The sequence below is a fragment of the Variovorax sp. LG9.2 genome (assembly GCF_035018885.1).
In the GTDB taxonomy this organism is placed as follows: domain Bacteria; phylum Pseudomonadota; class Gammaproteobacteria; order Burkholderiales; family Burkholderiaceae_C; genus Variovorax.
The window spans coordinates 1-23,865 of record NZ_JASJXB010000026.1 but is presented as its reverse complement, the minus strand read 5'-3'; the positions used below and the strand labels follow the sequence as shown (position 1 = coordinate 23,865).

Below are 23,865 nucleotides of genomic sequence, written 5' to 3'. Positions count from 1 at the left end.
TCGAAATAAACGTCGGTGCAAGGCCCGGCATTATCAGTTTAACCACCAAAGAACGCCGCCATGACCGCCACTGTCGCACCTTTCACACCGGACATCGCTTTGAACAACAGGTCGGACCCCGCTTCCGACATCGCCTTGCAGCGCTCGATGCCCCTGCCGTTCAGCGACTTCGCCGATGCCCTCGACACCGCGACGCCGCTGCGTTCCCACATCACGGCGGCCTATCGAACGCCGGAGCCCGATGCGCTTGCGCCACTGTTGCAAGCCGCACGTCTGGAAGGCGAGGCTTCAGCGGCAGCGCACAGGCTGGCGCATCGCATCGCCACCCAACTGCGGAACCGGAAGAACGCGACCGGCCGCGCCGGCCTGGTACAGGGTCTGCTCCAGGAATACGCGCTGTCGTCGCAGGAAGGCGTTGCGCTGATGTGCCTGGCCGAGGCGTTGCTGCGCATCCCCGACGCGGCCACCCGCAATGCCTTGATCCGCGACAAGATCGCGCATGGTCAGTGGCAGGCGCATGCCGGCCGCAGTCCGTCGGTGTTCGTCAACGCAGCGACATGGGGTTTGCTGTTGACCGGCAAGCTGGTCGCCACGCACAGCGAAGCCGGCCTGTCGAACACGCTGACACGGCTGATCGGCAGGGGCGGTGAGCCGTTGATTCGGAAGGGCGTCGACATGGCGATGCGGATGATGGGCGAGCAGTTCGTCACCGGCGAAAACATTGCGCAGGCGCTCGACCATGCGAAGCAGCTGGAGGCCGAAGGCTTTCGCTATTCGTACGACATGCTCGGCGAGGCCGCGTTGACCGCGCACGACGCCGAGCACTATCGCGTGGCTTACGAGCAGGCGATTCACGCGATCGGCAAAGCATCGGCCGGCCGCGGTGTGTACGAAGGGCCGGGCATCTCGATCAAGCTGTCGGCGCTGCATCCACGGTACGTCCGCGCCCAGCATGCGCGCGTGATGGACGAGCTGTATCCGGTGCTGCGCGACCTCACGCTGCTGGCGCGGCACTACGACATCGGCATCAACATCGACGCCGAAGAAGCCGACCGGCTCGAACTGTCGCTCGACATGCTCGAAAAGCTCTGCTTCGAGCCTGCGCTCGCGCAATGGAACGGCATCGGCTTCGTCATTCAGGCGTACCAAAAGCGCTGCCCGTTCGTCATCGACTTCGTGGTCGACTTGGCGCGTCGCAGCGGCCACCGGCTGATGGTGCGGTTGGTCAAGGGCGCCTACTGGGACAGCGAAATAAAACGCGCGCAGATCGACGGGCTCGAAGGCTATCCGGTGTTTACGCGCAAGGCCTACACCGACGTGTCGTACCTCGCGTGCGCACGCAGGTTGCTGGCAGCGCCCGATGCGGTCTACCCGCAATTCGCCACGCACAACGCGCACACGCTGTCTGCAATTTACGAGATGGCGAACCCGTCGACGTACCTGCCGGGGCAGTATGAATTCCAGTGTCTGCACGGCATGGGGGAGCCGCTTTACGAGCAGGTGGTCGGTGCCATCGAACTCGGCAAGCTGAATCGTCCTTGCCGCATCTATGCGCCGGTCGGCACGCATGAAACGCTGCTGGCCTATCTGGTTCGACGGCTTCTGGAGAACGGCGCCAACACCTCCTTCGTTAATCGCATTGCCGATCCGACGATCGCCATCGACGTGCTGGTGGAAGACCCGGTTGCGACCGTCGAGCAGATCGCGAAGAGCGAGGGCGCGGTTGGCTTGCCGCATCCTTCGATAGCGCTACCGGCGGCTTTGTATGGTGCAGCGCGGGCCAACTCGCGCGGGCTCGATCTTGGCAACGACGATCGGCTGCGCGCGCTGCGCGAGGCACTGACCCGGAGTGCGTCTGAGGCTTGGGCCGCTGGTCCATTGCTGGCCTCTGGCGCCTATGCCTCGCCGCGCGCGCCGGCCGAAGCGGTCTGCAACCCCGCCGACCTCCGCGATGTCATCGGTCATGTGCAGGAAGCGACCCTGGCCGACGTGGAAGCTGCCGTCGCCGACGCGGAAGCCTTCGCGCCGATGTGGGCCATAACGCCCCCTGCCGAACGTGCATCTCAGCTCGATCGTGCTGCCGATCTGCTGCAAGAACAGATGCCGCGCCTGCTTGGCTTGCTAGCCCGCGAGGCCGGCAAGACTTACGCCAACGGCATCGCCGAAGTGCGCGAGGCCGTCGACTTCCTGCGCTTCTACGCGGCGCAAGCGCGTACCGACTTCGCCGTCGAGACGCACCGGCCGTTGGGTCCGATGGTGTGCATCAGCCCGTGGAATTTTCCGCTCGCCATCTTCGTCGGGCAGATCGCCGCGGCGTTGGCAGCTGGTAATCCGGTGCTCGCCAAACCGGCAGAGCAAACGCCACTGATCGCTGCCGAAGCCGTGCGGTTGCTGTGGCGTGCCGGCGTGCCGCGCGCTGCAGTGCAGTTGCTGCCGGGACGAGGCGAGACGGTCGGCGCCGCGCTGGTCGGCGACGCGCGCATGCAGGGCGTCATGTTCACTGGATCGACCGAGGTGGCACGCCTCCTGCAAAAGACCTTGTCACGACGGCTCGGCGTCGATGGGCGCAGCGTGCCGTTCATCGCAGAGACCGGCGGTCAGAACGCGATGATCGTCGACTCGTCCGCGTTGGTGGAACAGGTTGTCGTCGACGTGGTGGCATCGGCCTTTGACAGTGCCGGCCAGCGTTGCTCGGCGCTGCGCGTGCTGTGCGTGCAGGAGGAGGTGGCCGACCGCGTGATCGAGATGCTGAAGGGCGCGATGGCCGAGAGCCGCATCGGCAATCCGGCGACCCTCGCAGTCGATGTCGGCCCGGTGATCGACGCCGAGGCGCGTGGTGGCATCGAGCGCCATGTCGCTGCGATGGAGGCACGTGGCCGCAAGGTGTTCCGTGCAGCGCGCGACATCGATCACGCGACGCAGCACGGTACTTTTGTCGTGCCGACGCTGATCGAGCTCGACAGCTTGTCGGAGCTGCAGCGCGAGGTTTTCGGGCCGGTGCTGCACGTCGTGCGCTACCGGCGCCGCGATCTCGGTGCGCTTATCGCCCGGATCAACGGCACCGGCTATGGATTGACGCTGGGTGTGCACACGCGCATCGACGAGACGATCGCGCAAGTGGTCGAGCAGGCCAAGGTGGGCAATGTTTATGTGAACCGGAATATCGTCGGCGCGGTGGTCGGCGTGCAGCCTTTTGGTGGCGAGGGGTTGTCGGGAACGGGACCGAAGGCGGGCGGTCCGTTGTACATGTACCGGATGCTGGCGGCACGGCCGGACGATGTGATGGCGCGCGCGATGGCGGATGCGGGTCCGGGCAATGCAGTTGCGGTCGATGAAAGCGATGGCTCGGCGGACGGCGGGTCGAGTGTGGCGATGAAGGCACTCGTGGCTTGGGCGCAGCGCGAGGGTCGCGAATCGCTTGCTGCGCAATGCCGACGTTTCGCCGGCCTGTCGCGCAGCGGCTATGCCCGCACGCTGGTCGGCCCGACCGGTGAGCGCAACGTCTACACGCTGCTGCCGCGCGAGGCCGTGTTGTGCCTGGCCGAGGATGATGCCGACCGCATGGTGCAACTCGCCGCCGTGTTTGCAGTTGGCAGCACGGCCGTCTGGCCAGCCGGATCGCATGTCGAAAGGTTGCGTGCCTCGCTACCGCCTGCAGTGCAGCAGTCGATCGTCATGGCGCAAGACTGGCGTGCCGATACGGTGATGTTCGATGCGGTGCTTCACCATGGAGATGCTGCGTCGTTGAAGCAGATCAATCAGGCGTTGGCAGGACGCGCAGGGCCGATCGTCGGCGTCAGGTCGCTGACGCATGGCGCAGTCGGCATCGCGCTTGAAAGCCTGGTGGTCGAACGCGCGTTGAGCGTGAACACCGCGGCTGCGGGTGGCAACGCGACCTTGATGACGATCGGCTAAGGGCGCGACCTCGGCCAGCGGCCGCGTTGCAAGTGGCGTGAGTTACCAGCGCTCGTTCCAGGGCCGCAGGTCGAGTTCGTAGGTCCACGCGTCGCGTGGCTGCGTGTGCAGGAACCAGTAGTTCTCGGCGATGTGATCCGGGTTCAGGATGCCGTCCTGGTCTTTGGTCGCGTACTTCTCGGGGAAGTTGGTGCGGATGAACTCGGTGTCGATGGCGCCATCGACCACGACGTGCGCGACATGGATGTTCTTCGGCCCCAGCTCGCGCGCCATGCTCTGCGACAACGCACGCAACGCGTGCTTGGCGCCAGCGAACGCCGCGAAGTTGGCCGAGCCGCGCAATGCGGCGGTCGCGCCGGTGAAGATGATCGTCCCACGCCCGCGCTCGCTCATGCGCCGCGCGGCTTCACGGCCGTTCAAGAAGCCGCCGAAGCAGGCCATCTCCCAGATCTTGTAGTACTTGCGCGCGGTCTCGTCGACCACCGGTGTCGGTACGTTGGCGCCGATGTTGAAGACCAGCACCTCGACCGGCCCGATGTCGCGTTCGATGGTGTCGAACAGCGCGATCACTTCTTCTTCCTTGCGCGCATCGGAGCCAAAGCCATGCGCCTTGCCGCCGGTTGCCTCGATGCCTTCGATCAGCGGCTTGAGCTTTTCCGAATCGCGCCGCGTCATGCACGCCGTATAGCCGCCCGCTGCAAAGCGTTTGGCAATGGCGCCACCGGTGGAATCGCCTGCGCCGATGACGAGGGCTACTTTGGCGGGGGAGGTGTTGTGAGTCATGTTGTCTCCGATTCGTTGTCGAAAAGCGCAACCGGTTCAGCGGGCACGTTGAAGGCCAGTGCCCGAGCGGTTCGGTTTGAAGGGAATGTTGGTGGAGAGGATGTCCGCCTCCGCCGAACTCTAGGCCGTATCACCCCAAATCAGAAAAGGCATTTTTCCTGAGAAATTCATTGGTGAACGGCGGCACACTTGTATTTCTGCGTATCACCCAATATCATCCAATCGCATAAACGTAGGTGGGAAGGAAGGGGGGAATTATCTCGCCGTTCCCACCTGCAGCGGCGAAAGGATGAAAACATGCCCCGCAAAGCTCCTGAGATGAGCCCCCTTGAGGTTAAACGACTGTCGAAGCCCGGGCTGCACTTTGTTGGCGGCGTACCCGGCCTGGGCCTGCACATCCTCTCTGAGCAAGCCCGCAGCTGGCTCCTCAGATACCCTGTCGCCGGCAAGCGTCGCGAGATGGGATTGGGCGGTTACCCGGCGGTGACGCTCGCCGATGCTCGACAGCGCGCTCGGGAGGAGCGCCAAAAACTCGACAGTGGCGTCGACCCCATCCTGGCTCGGCGTGAAGCCAAGAGCGCGATGCGCGCCAAGTCGGCCACCGAAAAGACATTCCAGCAGGTTGCCGAGGCCTACATCGAGGCCCACGGCGAAGGCTGGCGCAATGCCAAGCATCGGCAGCAGTGGACGAACACGCTCAAGACCTTCGCATATCCAGTGCTGGGCTCGCTGCTCGTGCGCGATGTGAGCCGTGAACACGTCCTGGACGTACTGCGGCCGATCTGGAACAAGAAAACAGAGACAGCTTCCCGACTGCGCGGCCGCATTGAGTCGGTGCTGGCCTATGCGATGCAGCAGAAATACCGACCTGAAGAGTTGAACCCGGCGCGCTGGGCCGGCATGGACAAGACTTTGCTGAACCCGGCGAAGCTGATCAAGATGAAGGCCAAGAAGTACGCCGCCTTGCCCGCTCACGAAATGGGCGCTTTCATGACTCGCCTTCGCGCGCAGGCCGGGTTGGCGGCCAAGGCGCTTGAGTTCGGTATCTTGTGCGCCTCACGCTCTGGCGAGGTTCGCGGGGCATTGTGGTCCGAGATCGACCTCGATGCAGCGGTTTGGAGGGTGCCGGCCGAACGCATGAAGGCGCACAAGGAGCACAGAGTCCCACTGTCGCCGCAAGCGGTCGCGCTGCTCGAAGCCCTCCCAAAGATGGCCAACATTGAGCTTGTGTTCCCGGCTCCTCGCGGCGGAATGCTTTCGGACATGGCGCTCGTCGCAGTGATGCGCCGCATGAAAGTGCCCGCAGTGCCGCATGGCTTCCGATCGACGTTCAAGGACTGGATCAGCGAGAGCACGAACTATCCGAACGAAGTCTCGGAAATGGCGCTGGCGCACGTCATAGAGAACCAGGTCGAGGCCGCTTATCGACGTGGTGACCTGTTCGAGAAGCGCACCAAGATGATGGCCGAATGGGCAGACTTTTGCGACCGCGTTGCGACGGATGCGAAAGCAGACCTGAGCCTATCAAACACTGCAGCTTGAGCTAGGACAACATGTACGACTCCAAATTGCTTCAGGCTGGCAAGCGTGACGGCTTGGCCACGGTGTTTGCCCGCCACTACGTTAGTTTGGTGGTTATGGGTAGATGGCCGAACGGCGACGTCCTTAAGACAAGCTACTCGGCGTTCATTTTTTGCTCGCCTGAACAGTGGTACTTGACGACGGCTGGCCACAATATTGCAGACCTCAAGCAAGCGGTCGATACAGGGGGTCTGCATTCTTTGTCGTGGCAACTTGGCGACTCTTTCGCCGGAGGTGTTCACCCAAAGACTTTGCCTTTCGATGGGCGGCTGGACGAGTGGGTAGTGGCGTATGAGCAACTCGAACCGGGCGGTGCAGACCTTGCGGCTTTTCGGTTGCACGGCTTCCATACGCGCGCGCTGCAAGTTAACGGTGTGGTGCCGTTGGATCTGGGCGCGGACTTCATCCGCTTGGCTGAGCGACCCTGCGGAATGCTTCTTGTGCTTGGCGTGCCGAAGGAAAAAAGCGCCATCGGTTTAGGACATCTTTCGCAGACTCTTTTTGCAATTCCCGCCCTGGGCATTGCAGATACAGATGTTGCGCCGATTTTGCGAAATGGCTTTCGCCGTCACTTTGGAGTCATCGACAGCGAGGTGCTTGCAGCAGCGAGCATCGATAGTGTTGTTGGTACGAGCGGCGGCCCGGTGTTTGGACTCTGGTTCTCGGTTGACGGAAAAGAGTTTGACTACGCAGCCATCGGCATTCAAAGCTCATGGGACGCACGGTCGAGACAAATCGCTGCCTGGCCTCTAGACGGGGTGTCCCGAGCCCTCGCTACAGCGTTTAAAGATAGCTAGAAAACTCCGATCTTTGTGCTTGCGTTAATTGAAATATGGTATTACCATCAATCAATGGAAAACAAACTGTCTGGACGAGGTGGCGCGGGGCGAGGGCAGGGGCGAAAGCCCAAGCTTTTGAGCGAGGCAATGACGCCGATTTCCATCAAGATGACCGAGCCGCAGAAGGAAAAGCTGAAGCGTCTTGGCGGTGCGCCATGGGTGCGTGATCGCATCGACAAGGCGAAGGAGCCAAAGTAATGAAGCGGCCATCGGTAGAAAAAGCCTCGACGGCCGAAGCGGCGATGAATGACCTTCGGCTCGCAGATTCCTACTCAAGACTCGGTACTGTGATGTCGCTCAGGCCGCATTTGAATGGCCTGGATTGGTGGCGGGTGCTCGGAGACGAATGGTCGGGCTGCGACAACGTTGCCGCCTTCCGTCTTGACCTGGGCAAGCTCTTTCGCACTGCAGGCCGAAACGAACTAGACGTCATGATGACCAATGACGAGCGGAAAGCGCTTGAAGCCATGCCTGCGACCATCACCGTTTACCGCGGCTGCTACGCCGCAAATCGTCTTGGGTTGAGCTGGACGACCGAGCGATCAATCGCCGAAGGCATCGTCTCCCAGAATCGATACCGCCAGCCCGGACAAGCGCTGCTGATCGTTGGCCGCGTGCCGAGGTCTACGTGTGTTCTGAAGCTGAATCGCGAGGAGAGCGAGATCATTTCGCCCGCGGTGCGCCGCATCGAAGAGATCATGTTGACCAGAACTGAAAAATCGCCGCGTCTTAGGGCGGAAGGTGGTAACGGTTACCACCTCATCTGAGGCAAAAAAGACGGCCGGGCAAGTGCTGAAATCACGAGCCCGACCTGACCACCACTTGCAAACATAAAGGACTGCAAATCATGGCTATCGCAATTATCTCTTCCGTAGAAACCAAGTTTTGGTACGAGCCCGTACGCGCCGCGAGCGAAGCAATCGCCGCTCTAACAGAAGCGGTCTATGAACTGAAAGATGAGGTCGACAACATCCACTCCGAATGCTTGGCAGGCATCGCTTCCAACATGGCAAAAAACGAGCTGTTGAGCGACAAGACTCTGAAGGAGGGCATGGTGGAAGGCTCAGTTGCGGGCATCGCGTTCGAATTGCACACGCTGATCGTCGCTGCGCTCAACTACCCCGTGGAGGTTTTGGAGATCAAGCGTCGCACACTGCTCTTGCAGGCCCTCCGGATCACGGACGCCCTCGGCAACATACTTCTTTCAGGCAAAGACGGTCCAAAGCATGTGCCCGCTCTGCTTGAGCTGATCAATGGGCGGGAGGTCGCAAATGTCTAATCCGAACACCTGCCAGCCCCTTACCAAAGTCGCTCTCACAGCCTCGAACGCGTTGTTCGATGTTGTCGCATTGATCGAAGGCGCAATGGCTCTTCCATCCTTTGGAGATGCAGGTGAGCCGCAGGGTCGCCTTCTACAGTGCGCGCTGGAGAAGATCCAGGGCATTCACGATGCGTTCGATCCCTACATCTGACGACACGCTCATGCTCAAACATCGAACCCGTCGACCGGATCAGATTTCCGAGCGCCCGGTCTTGCGCCTTGTGCCAAAACGGGCGCCGGTCAGCGCCGACACGGTTGCGGCACTCGAACAACTGCTCACGTTCGCCAAAGCCGGAGCGGTCACCGGCATGGCTTTCGGCTGCACGTTCAAGGGCGGGACCTACGTCACCGACATAACCGGCGAATGCGCCGCACGGCCTACGATGGCTCGCGGCATGGTTAGCTTTTTGTCGGATCAGCTCGCAACGCTGGTTCATGAGAAAGGCATCGATGAAATCCGCTGAGACCGCGCAGAGACGGCGCCCACGCTATCGCGCCGAGGAAACCCTCACGCACCTTGCACGCACGCGCACGGCGCTGCGCAAGCGGTTGCTCGTGCGAAAGACGAAAGTGACTAACGGGTTTGTCGATGACTGAGCGACGCCAATCACGCGTTCGGGACCGATTGCCTGCGTTCCTCATTTGCGAAGCGGGGGCGGACAGACAAGTACGACTCATCATCCAGCGTTCCATGCCCTATTGGATCGCTGTGAGCGCCCTCGGTTTTGACGCCGCCGCTGTCGAGGATGTTCGCTTCGTAGAGCTTGGCGACGACCTCGCATCGCCAGTCAAATCGACGACAGCGGCGGGCGCGCGCCTCTTTCGGGAGCATCCGTCTGAGAGCAAGCTGCTCGCTCTTGCGCGCTATCTGATAGAGCACCTCGACGAGAACGGAAATCGATCGCCGATCTGGCGCGAACGGATGGCGCAGTTCGAGCAGCGCGACACCACCTCCACCCTCACGCCGTTGGCCGCGAAGGCACAGACCGACAGAGAGACCCGATCAAATGCTGCAAAGGGCCCAAGGGACAGAAAGCTTCCTTCGGCTGAAGCGTGCCGAGCAGAACTTAACGAGAAGATGTCCGCAGGCAACAGTGAGCGCGATGCCAGGTCGCGAATGAGAGCCAAGTACGGAGTTTCGGCTTCGGCGTTGCGTATGAAACTTAAGGCAAACCTAGCGCGCTAAGTTTCAGAGCCAGAAAGACCATTGCTTCACCAAATCAAATAGGTGCAAGCGATGCAACACACAGGAAATACCAATCAGCGATCCGCAGCGCTGGTTGGCTTCGATAGTCTTCCGGACTCTGCGCACGTCGACGTTCGTGTCGTAGCCCCCTTGCTTGGCGGCTCTATCCCCAGCGTCTGGCGCTGGTCGCGACTCAACAAAATTCCCCGCCCGGTCACCATTGGCCAAGGCTGTACCCGCTGGAATGTCGGCGCACTTCGCGAGTACCTCGCCGGAGTCTCCGCATGAGCGCCGACCTCAAGCGCTTCACCACGCTGCAAGCCCGCGCTGCACTGTCCGGTGTTGTGGTCCACAACCTCAAAGACGACCGCGGTCAGCCCGAGTACATCGTGACCAAGTGGTCACTGACTAAAGCGCTGTCGTCACTCGATGCGCTCGAAGCCTGGATCGACCAGATGACCGGAGGGCGCAATGCTTAACGCCCCAAATGAGAAAGCCCGCTGCGTCAACAACGGGCCTCTCGAAATCACAAATCAGCAGCACGATCGTACCGCGATCTTGGGATCAAAGTCCACCGCGGGCAGAGCTCAACGGCTCCGCATCATTGAAGCGCTCCGCTTGCGGCCGCAGACCAGCTACGACCTTCGACGGCTTGGCTGCTATCAGGCTCCCGCTCGCATCAAGGAGCTGCGCGACAAGTTCGGCTTCAACATCCAGACAGTGCGCGTGACGCTGGTTGATCGCGACGGCTATAGCCACTCCGGATCAGCTTTGTACGTCCTTCATGAATTTGAGGCGGCGGAATGATCACTTGGTCCGACTTCCCGGTGGGAAACTACCGCACACGCTGCCCGGCATGCGACCGCGACGGCCGCGACAAGGCGTTGGGCGTGACGGTCGACGACGAAGGCAAGGGCGTGGCTCATTGCTTTCGCTGCAACTTCGTCGAAACCAACCGTCCGGACCGTGGCGCAACACAGCGCCCCGGCAAGGCCGTTTGCCGGCCCGTAGCGGCGCTTAAGCACAACACCCTCACAGATTGGGGCCGCGCGCTGTGGGGCGCCACCAAGCCGCTTTCCGGCGCCGCACTGGCCTACCTTGAGGCTCGTTCGTGTGTCGTGCCGCCGAAAGGCACGCATCTGCGCTGGCTGCCGGAGCTGAAGCATCCGAGCGGCTATGTCGGTGCGGCGCTGGTCGGACTGATCACGCACGTTCACACCCGCGAGCCGTTGAGCTTGCACCGGACCTGGATCAAGCCGAACGGCGACAAGGCCGACGTCGAACCAGCGCGCATGCTGCTTAAGGACCACCGCAAGGCTGAAGGCGTCATTCGTCTGTGGCCTGACGAGCACGTCGGCGCGGTCCTGGGCATCGCGGAGGGCATCGAATCAGCCTTGAGCCTCGCCCACGCAGTAGAGGCAATATGGTCCGTGATCGACGCCGGCAACCTCACCAGCTTCCCCGTGTTGGCAGGCGTGCGGCAACTCTTTGTCGGCGGCGACAACGATCCAGCGGGCATCAAGGCCGCCTATGCCTGCGGCAATCGCTGGGCTGCCGCCGACCGTGAGGCTCGCGTGCTCATTCCGGAGCAGGTGGGCTGGGACTTGAACGATCTCGCGAGGGCTCCGTGATGGCCGCCGATGTCGTTCAACAACTCGCCACCCGCGCCACATCGTTGCCCCGTCCGATGCATGAAGCCGATCACATGGACGCTGACCTTCCCGACGTCATCGGCGACGTGATGCCGCCTGACTTCAGCGAACTTTCGATGGCGTTGGAGTTTGTCGACCGCGGGCAGAGCGAATATCGCTGGAGCCCCGGCCTCGGGTACATGGTCGACGACGGCGTGATCTGGACCCGCGACGAAAAGCTCAAGCGCTTCAGCCTGGCGAAACAGATTGCAGCCGAGACGGCCCTTCGATGTGACGACGACGGCGAGGGCAAGAAAATAGCCTCCGGCCGCACAGTCAACGCCATCGTGTCGCTGGCGCAGACCGACCAGCGCATCGTTGTGCCGGCCACTGCGTGGGACGCTGACCCGATGGTGCTCAACACGCCGGGCGGAATCGTCAACCTGCGTACCGGTGCGCTAAGCAAACGCGGCGTAGAGTACGTCACACAGGCCGCCCGCGTTGCCCCCATGGCCGGCTCGTGCCCTACCTGGCACCGATTTCTTGATCAAGTGTTCATGGATGCCGAGCTGATCGAGTTCATGCAGCGCTCGATGGGCTACTGGCTCACTGGCGATCGCCGCGAACAGGTGGTGCATTTCTTCTACGGACTCGGCGCGAACGGCAAGAGCGTCTTGATTGACTTGGTGCAGTGGTTGGGTGGCACCTACGCGTTGAAGCTGCCTGCGAGCGCGCTGATGCAGTCCAAGGGCGATCGACATCCGACCGAACTCGCACAACTTCGCGGCAAGCGTCTGGCTGTCAGTTCCGAACTCGACGAGAGCAGCTTCTTCAATGAGTCGCTGATTAAAGAACTGACCGGCGACAGCGTTCTAACTGCCCGGTTCATGCGCGGCGATTTTTTCGAGTTCGCAATGAGCCAGAAGCACGTCATCGTTGGCAACTTCAAGCCACGTCTTCGCGGTGGCGACCCGGCCATGGCGCGGCGCATGTTGTTGGTGCCGTTCAATGCCAGCTTCAAGGGCGCCGACCGCGACCCGTACATGCTGGACAAGCTCAAGGCTGAAGCGCCCGCCATCCTTGCCTGGATCGTCGAGGGCGCCATCAAGTGGAGCTCTGACGGGTTGTGCGTGCCGACCAGCGTTCGGGATGCCTCGCACGAGTACATGGCTGACCACGACGACCTCGCGCTGTGGATGAGCGAATGCTGCGAGCGCGAAGGGGAATGCCGAGCTTCGGACCTCTACGCCAGCTTCGGCGCCTGGAAGAAGGCTCGCGGCGAGCACGCGCCAAGCCAGACGACTTGGGGCTCCCGGCTTACGACCTTGCCCGGCGTCTTCAAGAAGAAAGTCAGCGTCGTCCGCTATGCCGGCATTCGCCTCACCGAACAAGAAATGAGGCGCTTCCATGCGAGTTTTTGACCAACTAGGGAGGGTAGGGAGGGTTCCAGCATTTGGACGTCTACACGCGCGCGCGCAATACGGTCTAAATGGGATGACTGTCCCTACTCTCCCTAGTGAGGAAAAAGACGGTGACCGCCGGACCCGGACACGACCGGAGCCGGCTGTGGCGGTCCCCTTCTCCGCCTTGGTTCTAGGCCTGACGCTCGCTTTGAGCCCTCGCGCTGCCTATCCCACCCAAATACCCATCTTTCCGAACGCGGTGGTGTGCTGCTTCGCGGTGATTGCATGAGCAAGAACCATCGCAGCAACTCGATTGCGAACGTCCGCACCCTGGCCTTGAGCGCGCGCATCAAGGCCGGTCGGAGCGACGCGCGCCAGTTTTCCCAGCCGATCCGGCACTTCACACCAAGGACAACGATGACCAAAACCACGCCCGCACCCGCTGCGCCCATTCCAACCTCCGCGACAGAAATGACGCCTCAGCAATACGCCGCTGCCCGCGCCGAAATCCGTCGCGGCAACGTGCCGACCTACCAACCCGCTCAAGGAGCCAAGTAATGACCAAAACGATTGACCAAGAAGCCCCGACCTTCGACGCGGCACAAGCGCGAAGAGACGCGCATGCAACGGCCTGGGAGACGCTGATCACAGACATCGGCGACCGTCGCAGCCAAGCAGAGGCGCGCCTCACCAAGCTGCAGCAAGCCCACAACCTGAAGCTGCAGGCAGTGCGCGCCACTGGCGAGTTCTTTGACTACGACAAGCAGATGGCACTGCAAAAAGAAGCCGGCGAGCTGTACCAGAAGATCCGCACCTTGCAACACCTGACGCTTCCAGGCCTTGATCGCGAACGTGAACTGATGACGAGCGGCGGTCATCCGGTGCTCGGCGCTCACACGCACGTCGCTGCCATCAACGCAGCGAATCAGGCACGCGAGGACTACCTGCAAGCCATGCGCGACTTCCGCAAGGCCTTGAGCCCCGAAGTCATTGCCACCGCGCAGCGTGTCCTCGATACGTCGACCGCGATGCTGATCACCGCACCTGAATGCGTCCGTCTTGTTGCCGACTGGCATTAAATTTTTTGAGAGAACGACATGACCACTATCCAAATGAACTCGGGCCTCGGCTCTACCTGCACCGTGACTCTTCCCCTTCCAAGCAGCGCCAGCGTCTCCCTCGTGGGCGGCATTGGCGCAGTCAATCCCGAGGACGTCGATCTGTGCCTTCGATTGAACTGGACCGTGTTGGCCAACCAACCCTGGCCAGCGGCTCGCGTGGTCCGCATGACAGTCCCTACTGTCGGCGCATGGGGCGCGACGATCACGTTTCCCGACGGCACTACCGCACCCGTGGCCAGCGGCATCGCGAAGATTCCGCAAGCCTGGGTGACGTGGGCTCTTGGCTACGGCTTCGCCGTCTGAGGAGCACGCCATGAGTTTCCAAGCCTGGGAAGTCGCCGTTGCTCTGAAAGTGCAGAGCAATGCGGCGGTCATTTTTTCTGCGCTGAGTCAGCACCTGTCGCGCGCCGACGGTGAGATCGGCGCCCTCAACAAGAAGATGCTTCTTTTCGGCGGCGCGATGGCGACCACCGGCATTGCCGGCATGAAGATGGTCACTTCAATGATCAAGCCGGCAGAGGAGTACACCTCGCAGCTTCTGCGCATGAACACGGCAGGTATGTCGCATGTCGAGGTCGCACAGTCTGCCGCTGCGGCGTGGAAGCTTGCCGGCGAGAACATGACGACGACAGCCACCGGCAATCTGAAGTCAATCCTCGACCTCCGGAACGTCACAGGTGACATGAACGAGGCGATCACGTTGCTTCCGATGATGCAGCGCATGCAGACGATCCTCGCCGCGTCGAGCGAGCACAAACTGAGCGCAGGGTCGATCGATCTGGCGTACAGCGCTGCGAAGGCATTGGACGTGCGTGGCGCAGTCAGCGACCAGGCCAAGCTCGAACGTCAGGCCGACTTGATGACGCGGGTCATCATGGCCACGCAAGGCCGCGTCACGCCCGACCAATTCCAGAGCGTGTTTCAGTACTCGCGACAAGCCAAGTTCGCAATGAGCGATGACTTCGCTTACAAAGTTCTCCCGACGTTGATGCAAGAGGCAGCCGGCAAGGCAGGCGGGGGCGGTGGCTCGCGCGGTGTCGGGCCAATGATGTCCGCGCTCTACCGCTTCACCAATCAGGGTTTTGTCAATCGCAAGTCACTGCCGCTTCTGAGCGAACTCGGATGGCTCGGCGAAGGCGGTGCACTGAAGACGAGCGGCCGCGGGACGGTGGTCGGGCCGCTCAAAGACAGCGAACTCGCCGCGTCCAATTCGTTCGAGTGGGCCAAGAAGCGCTTCGAAGGCATCGATGCGTATCTGACCGCGCACAAGCTCGAAAAAACCGAGTCCCGCGTGCTTCAGATCATCAACGAAGCCACGCGCGGTAATCAACTCGCCGGCTCGATCCTGGGCGAGTACTACGTCAAGCGTAAAAACTTCGAGCGGGATCAAAAGCTGATCGAAGGCGTGATGTCGCCGGCCGACGCCTACCAACAGGCGATCACCAAAGATCCGGCCACGGCACGACGAGCACTGTCAGCGAGTTGGGTGAACTTCGAGACCTCTCTGATGATGAACGTGGTGCCCGTGCTGGTGCCGGCGCTCAATCAGTTGGCCAAAGGCTTGAATGGTCTCGGTGCTTGGTCTCGCGCCAATCCGGATATGACCAAGGGTCTCGTGCTGGGCTTCACGGCTCTCTCAGGTGCGATGGCCATTGGTGGCGCGCTGACGATTCTCAAAGTCGGCTTCGGCGGTCTCGGTACTGTGCTTGGAGGACCAGGCGGAGCGGGTGGCGGGTTGGTCGGCGCTCTCGGGCGGGCCGGCCCTGCTGTCGGCCTGTTGGCTGCCGCGATCGGCGGCTATGCCGTGGGCTCGTTCATTTCCTCATGCATCGAAGGCACCAAAGCAGCCGACAAGATCGGCAGCGCCATCGCGCACATCTTCGCTTTCTTCGGTTCCAAGGACGCACAGGCCGCGATCAACGCCATCGAAGGACCGACCAAGGGCGGCGAAGCCAAGTCGGCCGGCTTCGGTGAGAACGGCGGCGGTGCGGCTTTCGGCAATCCGAACATTCGCCACCGGACGAACCAACCCATCCAGGTGAACACGACTTTGACCATGGACGGCCGCAAGGTCGGTGAGGCGTCGTCGCGGCACATCGCCGGCGAACTTTCGCGACCGAGCACGGGCGGGCGTACTTTCGACGGCAGCATGTCGTTGCGCCAGTTCGATATGTCGCGGGGCGGATGATGAAGTACCGCACACAAGCCGATTTGCAGGCCTTCAGTTCCGCACTCGACGAGATCAGTGCGCACGGCAAAAAGATGGTGGCGCTCATGGAGGCGGCAAACACGACCATGTTGAGTAATCCGCTCAGCGAGAGCGCTCCGACTCTCGGGCTTGCGGCCATGAAGGTCGGCCTCACCGAATTGGAGGCGATCGGCACGGTGTTCGAAAAGCACGCCGTGCGGCTGCTGGGGGAGGCTCGTCGCTCTGACGAGCTGGTCTCCGACTACGTGGGCCGAATCAATGGCCTTGATTGCCTGGCGACCATGAAGCGCAACGGCTTGATGCTGATGCCATGGTGAATTGGAGACTGTCATGAAAAACTCTGAATCTGAAAATCAAACCCATGCCCGCCCGCCATGCGGGGCCAAGACCCGTTCTGGCGTGCCTTGTGCAAACCGGTTCACCTGCGCGAACGGCCGCTGTCGGCAGCACGGCGGCATGGCGGGTGCTCCGGAGGGGAATAGCAACGCCGTGTCGCACGGCATCTATCGAAAGCGGCTGAGCCCTGAGGAACAGGTCGAGCACGATTCGCTCAACCTAGGCGCTGTCGATCATGAATTGCGCCTGACGCGGATCATGGTCGGCCGCGCACTCGCTGCGGAGGCTGCCGCGGCTGGCCAGCCCGAGCTTGAGGAGGTCATGGAAAACGATGGCGGCGGCGCTGCTGTTCCGAGCGAGTCCCGAAGACGCAAGGTCAGGGACTATCACGCCATCATCGACAAGCTGATCGGTCGCATCGAGAGCTTGGAGAAGACGCGGCTCGCACTGGGAACCGGCGCGGAAGTGCCCGACTTCGGAAACGATCTAACGCGTGGTGTCGGCGATGAGCCCGGACCACCGAACCCGGTGCTCTGACCATGCGCAACTTTGAATCGATGGCAGCCTTGGCGGCGCACCTGGCCGGCGCAACCGGTTTAATGAGAGCCGTCGAGCACAGTGCACTTGAACACTGCGCCCGGCTCGTCGAAGAGGCCGCCAAGGAAGAGATCGGCACCTATCAAACGGCGATCGGGCCGTTCGATGCGTGGGCGCCATTGGCTGACAGCACCGAGGCTGCGAAAGCCTCAGCCGGCTATCCCGCCGACGCGCCGCTGCTGGCCACGGGCGCGCTGCGCAACAGCATCGGGCACGAGGTGGAGGGCTCGACCGCAATCATCGGCAGCACGGACGAAAAGATGATCTATCACGAGCTGGGGACAAGCAAGATGCCGCCTCGGCCGGTGATGGTCCCGGCGCTGTTGCGGAACAAAGAGAAGATCCTGGAGATTCTTGGCGAGGCGACGTTCGAGGGAATCGTCGCGGGGCAGATCGTTGGCAGTGAGCGCCTCAAGCTTTGACAGGGAGACGGATGCGCCGCTAAATTAACTCCGCACCAGGTGCGGGGTTACGGCCAGCCAATCCACGCAGAGGAAAGACGTCAAGGTTACGGCAAGGGTTGTCGTCCCATGACCTGAGCGCGGGAGGGTCCGCACCGGGTGCGGACCCCAAGGTTTCCACAAGGGTCGCAGCGACGCTAAGGTTACGCAAAGGGTTCCGGACGCAGGGGCTGGCGCCCTCTTATCGTGCGAGGGCGTTGTTCCCCTGAGTTGTGGAGTTGTCTGGCTCGCGACGTGTGCGTCGTCCTGCATCACGGAAAGGGACGTCGTACGAAGTTCATCCATTTCCAAGCCGGCACCCTTATGAGCATCGAAGACCGAGCACCTGCACCAGCGAAGCCCCCTGCGCGAGGGCTCTGGGCGCGCTTGTTTCGCGTGACGAGTAAACAGGTCGACACGGTAAATGCGCTCTGGCGGCGGCGCCCGACATGGACGCCCCGGACGCGAAAGTGATGCCGCGTACGGCCGCGATATCGATCGAGTGATTGCGTCGCCACACATTCAGCACAGGGCAGCTGAAGTGACACATCGCCCGCGCGCGAGGCTGGTCGGAACCTCATACCAGGCTGTGACGAAGTACCAGCGAACACTAAACTGGCGGGACCGACGCTAAGGGTTGTCTACCCACGATCCGCACCGGGTGCGGATCGTGAGCGGCGAGCGCTTCAAAGCAACGTGAGCAGCAAAGCCTTTGTCCTCTACGATTGAGTTCAAATCAAGAGGAGAGAAAATGGTGACAGCCCCCAGGATCTTCGCTGCAGCTGCGCTTTCGCTTTGCCTCAGCCTCCCCATCTGCGCTAGCGCTCGGCCGTTCAAGTTTCAGTACGTCCTCTCTTGCGGCGACTATCTAGCGCAGCCCGTGCTCGCCTACCAGCGGCAATATGCCGTTTCGTTCGTGCGCGGATATATGTCGGCGTACAACGTTTACAACCAACGTCATCAGATCATGCAAGACATCGAGATCTCGTCGCTGGACGCGTACATCGAGAAGTTTTGCCGTGAACATCCACTGGAAGACAGCGGCGCGGCCGCGCTCGCGCTTATGAAAGAGCTGGGAGCGACGCCTCCGCCGAATGACTGAGACGGTTTTGAGGGTCGGCACCCGGTGCCGATGCTAGGGCTCGACAGTCGTATTTTGGCTTTAGGTGGGTTGAAAGGTGGGAAGGGGATCGAAAGCTCTGGAAACCCGCATGAAATCAAGAGAGTTGGTGGAGAGGATGAGGATCGAACTCACGACCTCCGCATTGCGAACGCGGCGCTCTCCCAGCTGAGCTACCCCCCCAACAAGCAAGAAAAATTCTACTGCGATCGATCAGAATCTGCGCATGACTTTGCAAGACCCCGCCTGGCTCGATCGTGTCTACAACAACCGTGCGCTGGTGCCCGATCATGCCGAATTCCTCGCGCGCTGGACGACCGAATCCGAGCAGGTTCGAGCCATTGAGCCTTGCACGCTGGACTTGCCCTATGGCAACGGGCCGCGCGAGACGCTCGATATCTTTCCGGCAACCGAAGACGCGAATGCCAGGACCTCCGCGCCGGTCCTGGTCTTCATCCACGGCGGCTATTGGCGCTCGCTCGACAAGAGCGGCCACTCGTTCATAGCGCCGAGCTTCACGCGCGAAGGGGCATGCGTCGTGATGCCGAACTACCCGCTCTGCCCTGGCACGCCGGATCGCCCCGTCTGCATCCCGGACATCGTCTTGTGCATGGTGCGCGCGCTGGAATGGACGTGGCGGCACATCGCCGAATACGGTGGCGACCCGTCGCGCATCACCGTGGCAGGGCACTCGGCCGGCGGCCATCTGGCGGCGACGCTGCTGGCGTGTGAGTGGGGCGCGGTCGCCGCCAAGTTGCCGACGAACCTGGTGCGAAACGCCCTGTCGATTTCCGGCGTGCACGACCTTCGGCCGATTCAGCACACGCCGTTCCTGATGGACGCGCTGCGGCTGAACGAAGTCGATGCGCAGCGCGCAAGCCCGGCGCTGTTTCCTGCGCCCAAGGCGCGCACGCTGTATGCCGTGGCCGGCGGTGATGAAAGCGAAGCATTCGCCTCGCAAGCGCGCCTAATTCAGGACGCATGGGGCAAAGCCACCGTGCCGGTCTGCGACATCCTGCCGGGGCTGCATCACTTCAGCGTGCTCGATGCATTGATCGACCCGACTCACCGTCTGCACCAGCACGCATCGCGGTTGCTGGGCGCGTGAGCCGTGTCGCCGCGGTCGTGGTCTACATCAGCAGGTGTTCGCCCGCGTTGTCCCCGCCGCCCAGGGTCACGTAGTTGACCTTGCGAATGTCCATCAGCTTCTGCCCGCCCGAGTAACTTATGGAGCTCTGCACGTCCTGCTCCATCTCGATCAGGGTGTCGGCCAGCTTGCCCTTGATCGGCTCCAGGATGCGCTTGCCTTCGACGTGTTTGTACTCGCCCTTGTTGTAGTCGCTGGCCGAGCCGTAGTACTCCTTGAAAAGCGCGCCGTCGACTTCGACCGTCTTGCCGGGCGACTCTTCGTGGCCGGCGAACAGCGAGCCGATCATGACCATCGATGCACCGAAGCGAACGCTCTTGGCGATGTCGCCGTGGTCGCGAATCCCGCCGTCGGCAATGATCGGTTTCGTCGCGACGCGGGCGCACCACTTCAACGCCGACAGTTGCCAGCCGCCGGTGCCAAAGCCGGTCTTGAGCTTGGTGATGCAGACCTTGCCCGGGCCAATGCCAACCTTGGTCGCGTCAGCGCCCCAATTCTCCAGATCGATCACCGCTTCGGGGGTCCCGACGTTGCCTGCAATGACGAACGATTTCGGCAGCTTCTGCTTCAGGTAGCCGATCATGTTCTTCACGCTGTCGGCATGGCCGTGCGCGATGTCGATCGTGATGTATTCGGGCACCAGACCCTCAGCGGCCAGCAGGTCGACGGTGTCGTAGTCGGCCTTCTTCACGCCCAGCGAAATCGAGGCGAAGACGCCTTGCGCGTGCATGTGCTTCACGAAGTGCACGTTGTCGAGGTCGAAGCGGTGCATCACGTAGAAGTAACCGTTCTTGGCGAGCCACAGGCTGATGGTCTTGTCGATCACCGTCTTCATGTTGGCGGGGACCACCGGAATGCGGAAACTGCGGGGGCCCAGAGTGACGCTGGCGTCGCATTCCGAGCGGCTTTCCACGCGGCATTTGCGCGGAAGCAAGAGGATGTTGTCGTAGTCGAAAATCTGCATAGCTAAGGTCCCAAGCTCCTGTGAAGGTCGTTTGAAATAACGAACGAGCGCTTGGTCCGGCCGGTTTTCGCAGCATCCGCCTCAATAAGGCGCCCACAAAAAACCGGGCGCAAAAAACTTGGGCCCGGTGTCTGAGTTTACGCGGTCGTTTGGACGTGGGGCGATGGCATTTCATATAACCACCGCACGCTGCGGTTTCTACAATCGGGGCATGTTTATCGATCTCGCGACTGCCTCCGAATCAGCGGAATCGCCGCTGCTCCAGCACCTCAACCCCGAGCAACGCGCTGCCGTGGCACTGCCGGCCGGCAATGCCCTCATCCTGGCCGGCGCCGGCTCCGGTAAGACCCGCGTTCTCACCACGCGCATCGCCTGGCTCCTTCAGACGGGGCAGGTGTCGCCGGGCGGCATCCTGGCCGTCACCTTCACCAACAAGGCCGCCAAGGAAATGACCGCGCGGCTGATGGCCATGCTGCCGGTGAATGTGCGCGGCATGTGGATCGGCACCTTTCACGGGCTGTGCAACCGCTTGTTGCGCGCGCACTGGAAGCTGGCCGGCCTGCCCTCGACGTTTCAGATCCTCGACACGCAAGACCAGCTTTCGGCCATCAAACGGCTGATGAAGCAGTACGCGGTCGACGACGAGCGCTTTCCGGCCAAGCAGACGCAATGGTTCATTGCCGGCGCCAAGGAAGACGGCTTGCGCCCACGCGATGTCGAAGTGCGCAGCGACGACGACCGCAAGAAGGTCGAGCTGTATCAGCTCTACGAAGAGCAGTGCCAGCGCGAAGGCGTGGTCGATTTCGGCGAACTCATGCTGCGCAGCTACGAGCTGCTGCGCGACAACGATCCGATTCGCGAGCACTACCAGCGGCGCTTCCGGCACATCCTGATCGACGAGTTTCAGGACACCAACCGCCTGCAATACGCGTGGATCAAGATGCTGTCGGGCAACATCGTCGACGGCACCTTCATCCCCGGCGACAACAGCGTGATCGCAGTGGGCGACGACGACCAGAGCATCTATGCGTTTCGCGGCGCGCGCGTCGGCAACATGGCCGATTTCGTACGCGAGTTCCATGTGGCGCACCAGGTCAAGTTGGAGCAGAACTACCGCAGCTACAGCAACATCCTCGACTCGGCCAACGAGCTGATCAGCCACAACAAGAAGCGGCTCGGCAAGAACCTGCGAACAGACCAAGGCCCCGGCGAGCCGGTGCGCGTGTACGAGTCGACCAGCGATTTCGCGGAGGCGCAATGGATGGTCGAAGAGATGCGCCAACTGGTGCGCGACGGCTTCGACCGAAAAGAGATGGCGGTGCTCTACCGCAGCAATGCGCAGAGTCGCGTGATCGAAACGGCGCTCTTCAACGCGGCCGTGCCGTACCGCGTCTACGGCGGCTTGCGATTTTTCGAACGCGCCGAAATCAAGCATGCGCTGGCGTATTTGCGACTGCTCGAAAACAAGGATGACGACACCAGCTTTCTGCGCGTCGTCAACTTTCCGCCCCGCGGCATCGGTGCCCGCACCATCGAGCAATTGCAGGACGCGGCGCGTGCAGCGGGCAAGTCGATGCATGACTCGGTCGGTGCAGTGGCCGGCAAGGCCGGCTCCAACCTGACCGGCTTCGTCGCCAAGATCGACGTGCTGCGCGAGCAGACGCAAGGCATCAGCCTGCGCGAGATCATCGATCTGGTGCTGGACCACAGCGGGCTTGTCGAGCATTACAAGGCCGACCGCGAAGGCGCCGACCGCATCGAGAATCTGGAAGAGCTGGTGAACGCGGCCGAGAGCTTCGTCACGCAGGAAGGCTTCGGCCGCGATGCGGTGGCGCTGCCGATAGACGAGCTGCGGCAGTCGCTCGTCAGCCAGGGGCTCGACCCGAATTTGCCCGTTATCGATGAGCCGCTGGCGCCCGATTCGGAAACCGGCGAAACGCTGAGTCCGCTGGCCGCATTCCTCACGCACGCGGCGCTGGAGTCCGGCGACAACCAGGCCAAGACAGGCCAAGACGCAGTGCAACTGATGACGGTTCATGCGGCCAAGGGCCTCGAGTTCGATTGCGTGTTCATCACCGGCATGGAAGAGGGCCTGTTTCCGCACGAAAACTCGATGAACGACTACGAGAGCCTCGAGGAAGAACGCCGGCTGGCGTACGTCGCGATCACCCGGGCCCGCAAACGTCTGTACCTGAGCCACTCACAGACGCGCATGCTGCACGGCCAGACGCGCTACAACGTCAGGAGCCGCTTCTTCGATGAGCTGCCCGAAGGCGCGTTGAAGTGGCTTACGCCGAAGAATCAGGGCTTTACGCCATCGGCGTTCGGCTATGGCGGCGGCTATGCGACGTCACGTCCGGTCGGCGGCGCTGGCTTCTCGAAAGATTCGTTCGCCAGCCCACCGGTGCCACCGCAAAAGACTGCGCCGTCGCACGGCCTGCGCTCGGGTATGCAGGTGTTCCACAACAAGTTTGGAGAGGGCACCGTGCTGGGCCTCGAAGGCACCGGCGACGACGCGCGTGCGCAGATCAACTTTCCGCGTCACGGCGTGAAATGGTTGGCGCTATCGGTGGCCAAGCTGACGCCGGTTTAGCCTTTCCCCTCAGGAGCCGACCGTAGACTCGCCGAAAAAGAGCGAGGTTCAGGGATGTGGTTTGTCGGTTTGCTAGCCGGGCTGTTGGCCGGTGCGGTTTTTCAATCTATGGGCGCGGCACTCGTGCTCGGCGCCATCGGCGCGATCGGCGCGATCGTTTTGCCGCTCGTCGCCAAGACGGGCAGGGTAAGCAAGGCAGGGGTGCCACTGTCCGAAGCCGGACCGGTGCCGGAACCTGACATCGTCGCGTTGCAGCGACGAATCGACTTGCTGGAGCGACGACTGGTCGCAGTGGAAACGGGCCTGGCTTCAGCTTCGACTGCGCCACTTACGCTGCTTGCCGCTCCGCCGACAGCGGCGTTCGCGTTTCCGACGCGGCGCCTGCCTGTCGCCGCGGCGATGCCCGCGAATAGCGCTGGACGTATCTCGATGCCGGTCAAGCCGGCGGCGACGGAGTCCACGCCCGCTGCGACCCTGGCCCCTGTGCCTGTGCCTGTGCATGTGCATGTGCCTGAAGCGAAGCCGGTGATCTCCGCCCAGGTCACAGCGGCCGTAGCACCGCCGGTGGTCACTCCCGTGATGCCGTCCGGCGTCGTGCCGTCGCCGCCAGCGATCCCGGCTGTTCCTCGCATCACCGCGCCGGCTCCGTCCCCGCGGCCCCGTCCACCTGCCCCACCAC

Annotated in this window: 24 protein-coding genes, 1 tRNA gene and 2 pseudogenes; 24 read left to right on the top strand and 3 right to left on the bottom strand. The window is 62.1% G+C overall.

The features are described 5' to 3' along the window. Window positions 1-60: 60 nt before the first annotated feature. The gene (putA, locus tag QN413_RS20905) at window positions 61-3,915 is read left to right on the top strand and encodes a trifunctional transcriptional regulator/proline dehydrogenase/L-glutamate gamma-semialdehyde dehydrogenase (RefSeq protein ID WP_323498503.1); all 3,855 of its coding nucleotides are present in this window, start codon (window positions 61-63) and stop codon (window positions 3,913-3,915) included. A gap of 42 nt (window positions 3,916-3,957) precedes the next feature. On the opposite strand, the gene QN413_RS20900 is transcribed toward putA, so the two are convergent. Then, on the bottom strand, window positions 3,958-4,698 hold the full coding sequence (locus QN413_RS20900; RefSeq protein ID WP_323498502.1) for an SDR family oxidoreductase: 741 nt from the start codon (window positions 4,696-4,698) through the stop codon (window positions 3,958-3,960). 189 nt (window positions 4,699-4,887) lie between these two features. On the opposite strand from QN413_RS20900, the gene QN413_RS20895 reads away from it, so the two are divergent. From QN413_RS20895 to QN413_RS20805, 20 genes and pseudogenes are all read left to right on the top strand, one after another. Continuing rightward, window positions 4,888-6,240: a tyrosine-type recombinase/integrase gene (locus tag QN413_RS20895; RefSeq protein ID WP_323498500.1), complete on the top strand. Its 1,353-nt coding sequence runs from the start codon at window positions 4,888-4,890 to the stop codon at window positions 6,238-6,240. Between the two features lie 11 nt (window positions 6,241-6,251). After that, on the top strand, window positions 6,252-7,076 hold the full coding sequence (locus tag QN413_RS20890; protein ID WP_323498499.1) for a hypothetical protein: 825 nt from the start codon (window positions 6,252-6,254) through the stop codon (window positions 7,074-7,076). 54 nt (window positions 7,077-7,130) lie between these two features. After that, entirely contained in the window at window positions 7,131-7,316 is a 186-nt protein-coding gene (locus QN413_RS20885) for a hypothetical protein (protein ID WP_323498498.1), read from the top strand. Next, the gene (locus tag QN413_RS20880; protein WP_323498497.1) at window positions 7,316-7,885 is read left to right on the top strand and encodes a hypothetical protein; all 570 of its coding nucleotides are present in this window, start codon (window positions 7,316-7,318) and stop codon (window positions 7,883-7,885) included. The genes QN413_RS20885 and QN413_RS20880 overlap by 1 nt, the downstream gene beginning before the upstream one ends. 80 nt (window positions 7,886-7,965) lie before the next feature. Continuing rightward, window positions 7,966-8,397 (top strand): hypothetical protein, encoded by a 432-nt coding sequence (locus QN413_RS20875; RefSeq protein WP_323498495.1) that lies wholly within the window; start codon window positions 7,966-7,968, stop codon window positions 8,395-8,397. Window positions 8,398-8,504: 107 nt separating this feature from the next. Then, a complete protein-coding gene (locus QN413_RS20870; RefSeq protein ID WP_323498494.1) occupies window positions 8,505-8,903 on the top strand; it encodes a hypothetical protein in 399 nt (132 codons plus the stop codon). A 227-nt stretch (window positions 8,904-9,130) separates the two neighbouring features. Further along, window positions 9,131-9,625 (top strand): hypothetical protein, encoded by a 495-nt coding sequence (locus tag QN413_RS20865; protein WP_323498493.1) that lies wholly within the window; start codon window positions 9,131-9,133, stop codon window positions 9,623-9,625. A gap of 284 nt (window positions 9,626-9,909) precedes the next feature. Further along, window positions 9,910-10,104, top strand: a complete 195-nt coding sequence (locus QN413_RS20860; protein WP_323498492.1) for a hypothetical protein — start codon at window positions 9,910-9,912, stop codon at window positions 10,102-10,104. Beyond that, a complete protein-coding gene (locus tag QN413_RS20855) occupies window positions 10,097-10,432 on the top strand; it encodes a helix-turn-helix domain-containing protein (RefSeq protein WP_323498491.1) in 336 nt (111 codons plus the stop codon). Before QN413_RS20860 ends, QN413_RS20855 begins: the two co-directional genes overlap by 8 nt. Beyond that, on the top strand, window positions 10,429-11,256 hold the full coding sequence (locus QN413_RS20850; RefSeq protein WP_323498490.1) for a toprim domain-containing protein: 828 nt from the start codon (window positions 10,429-10,431) through the stop codon (window positions 11,254-11,256). The genes QN413_RS20855 and QN413_RS20850 overlap by 4 nt, the downstream gene beginning before the upstream one ends. Then, the gene (locus QN413_RS20845; protein ID WP_323498489.1) at window positions 11,256-12,677 is read left to right on the top strand and encodes a phage/plasmid primase, P4 family; all 1,422 of its coding nucleotides are present in this window, start codon (window positions 11,256-11,258) and stop codon (window positions 12,675-12,677) included. The genes QN413_RS20850 and QN413_RS20845 overlap by 1 nt, the downstream gene beginning before the upstream one ends. Before the next feature lie 267 nt (window positions 12,678-12,944). Next, a complete protein-coding gene (locus QN413_RS20840) occupies window positions 12,945-13,217 on the top strand; it encodes a hypothetical protein (RefSeq protein WP_323498488.1) in 273 nt (90 codons plus the stop codon). Further along, window positions 13,217-13,738: a hypothetical protein gene (locus tag QN413_RS20835; RefSeq protein ID WP_323498487.1), complete on the top strand. Its 522-nt coding sequence runs from the start codon at window positions 13,217-13,219 to the stop codon at window positions 13,736-13,738. The genes QN413_RS20840 and QN413_RS20835 overlap by 1 nt, the downstream gene beginning before the upstream one ends. 18 nt (window positions 13,739-13,756) lie before the next feature. After that, on the top strand, window positions 13,757-14,083 hold the full coding sequence (locus QN413_RS20830; protein ID WP_323498486.1) for a hypothetical protein: 327 nt from the start codon (window positions 13,757-13,759) through the stop codon (window positions 14,081-14,083). A gap of 10 nt (window positions 14,084-14,093) precedes the next feature. Further along, complete coding sequence (locus QN413_RS20825) at window positions 14,094-15,968, top strand: hypothetical protein (protein WP_323498485.1); 1,875 nt, start codon at window positions 14,094-14,096, stop codon at window positions 15,966-15,968. Then, window positions 15,968-16,306 (top strand): hypothetical protein, encoded by a 339-nt coding sequence (locus QN413_RS20820; protein WP_323498484.1) that lies wholly within the window; start codon window positions 15,968-15,970, stop codon window positions 16,304-16,306. The genes QN413_RS20825 and QN413_RS20820 overlap by 1 nt, the downstream gene beginning before the upstream one ends. 13 nt (window positions 16,307-16,319) lie before the next feature. Further along, a pseudogene (locus QN413_RS27385) lies at window positions 16,320-16,442 on the top strand (HGGxSTG domain-containing protein); the annotation flags it as partial. Between the two features lie 3 nt (window positions 16,443-16,445). Continuing rightward, window positions 16,446-16,862: a hypothetical protein gene (locus QN413_RS20815; RefSeq protein WP_323498483.1), complete on the top strand. Its 417-nt coding sequence runs from the start codon at window positions 16,446-16,448 to the stop codon at window positions 16,860-16,862. Window positions 16,863-16,864: 2 nt separating this feature from the next. After that, a complete protein-coding gene (locus QN413_RS20810; RefSeq protein WP_323498482.1) occupies window positions 16,865-17,344 on the top strand; it encodes an HK97-gp10 family putative phage morphogenesis protein in 480 nt (159 codons plus the stop codon). A gap of 898 nt (window positions 17,345-18,242) precedes the next feature. Then, a complete protein-coding gene (locus QN413_RS20805; RefSeq protein ID WP_323498481.1) occupies window positions 18,243-18,464 on the top strand; it encodes a hypothetical protein in 222 nt (73 codons plus the stop codon). A 125-nt stretch (window positions 18,465-18,589) separates the two neighbouring features. Here the strand turns inward: QN413_RS20805 and QN413_RS20800 are convergent. Further along, window positions 18,590-18,665: transfer RNA gene (locus tag QN413_RS20800), tRNA-Ala, on the bottom strand. 43 nt (window positions 18,666-18,708) lie between these two features. On the opposite strand from QN413_RS20800, the gene QN413_RS20795 reads away from it, so the two are divergent. Continuing rightward, window positions 18,709-19,590 carry an alpha/beta hydrolase gene (locus QN413_RS20795; protein ID WP_323498480.1) on the top strand — a complete coding sequence of 294 codons (882 nt, stop codon included), beginning with the start codon at window positions 18,709-18,711 and terminating at the stop codon, window positions 19,588-19,590. Window positions 19,591-19,612: 22 nt separating this feature from the next. On the opposite strand, the gene QN413_RS20790 is transcribed toward QN413_RS20795, so the two are convergent. Next, window positions 19,613-20,593: a GMP reductase gene (locus QN413_RS20790; RefSeq protein WP_323498479.1), complete on the bottom strand. Its 981-nt coding sequence runs from the start codon at window positions 20,591-20,593 to the stop codon at window positions 19,613-19,615. 211 nt (window positions 20,594-20,804) lie between these two features. Here QN413_RS20790 and QN413_RS20785 point away from each other — a divergent pair, with 211 nt between their 5' ends. Continuing rightward, window positions 20,805-23,186: a UvrD-helicase domain-containing protein gene (locus QN413_RS20785; protein ID WP_323498478.1), complete on the top strand. Its 2,382-nt coding sequence runs from the start codon at window positions 20,805-20,807 to the stop codon at window positions 23,184-23,186. A 54-nt stretch (window positions 23,187-23,240) separates the two neighbouring features. Then, window positions 23,241-23,865: pseudogene (locus QN413_RS20780) on the top strand (hypothetical protein); the annotation flags it as partial.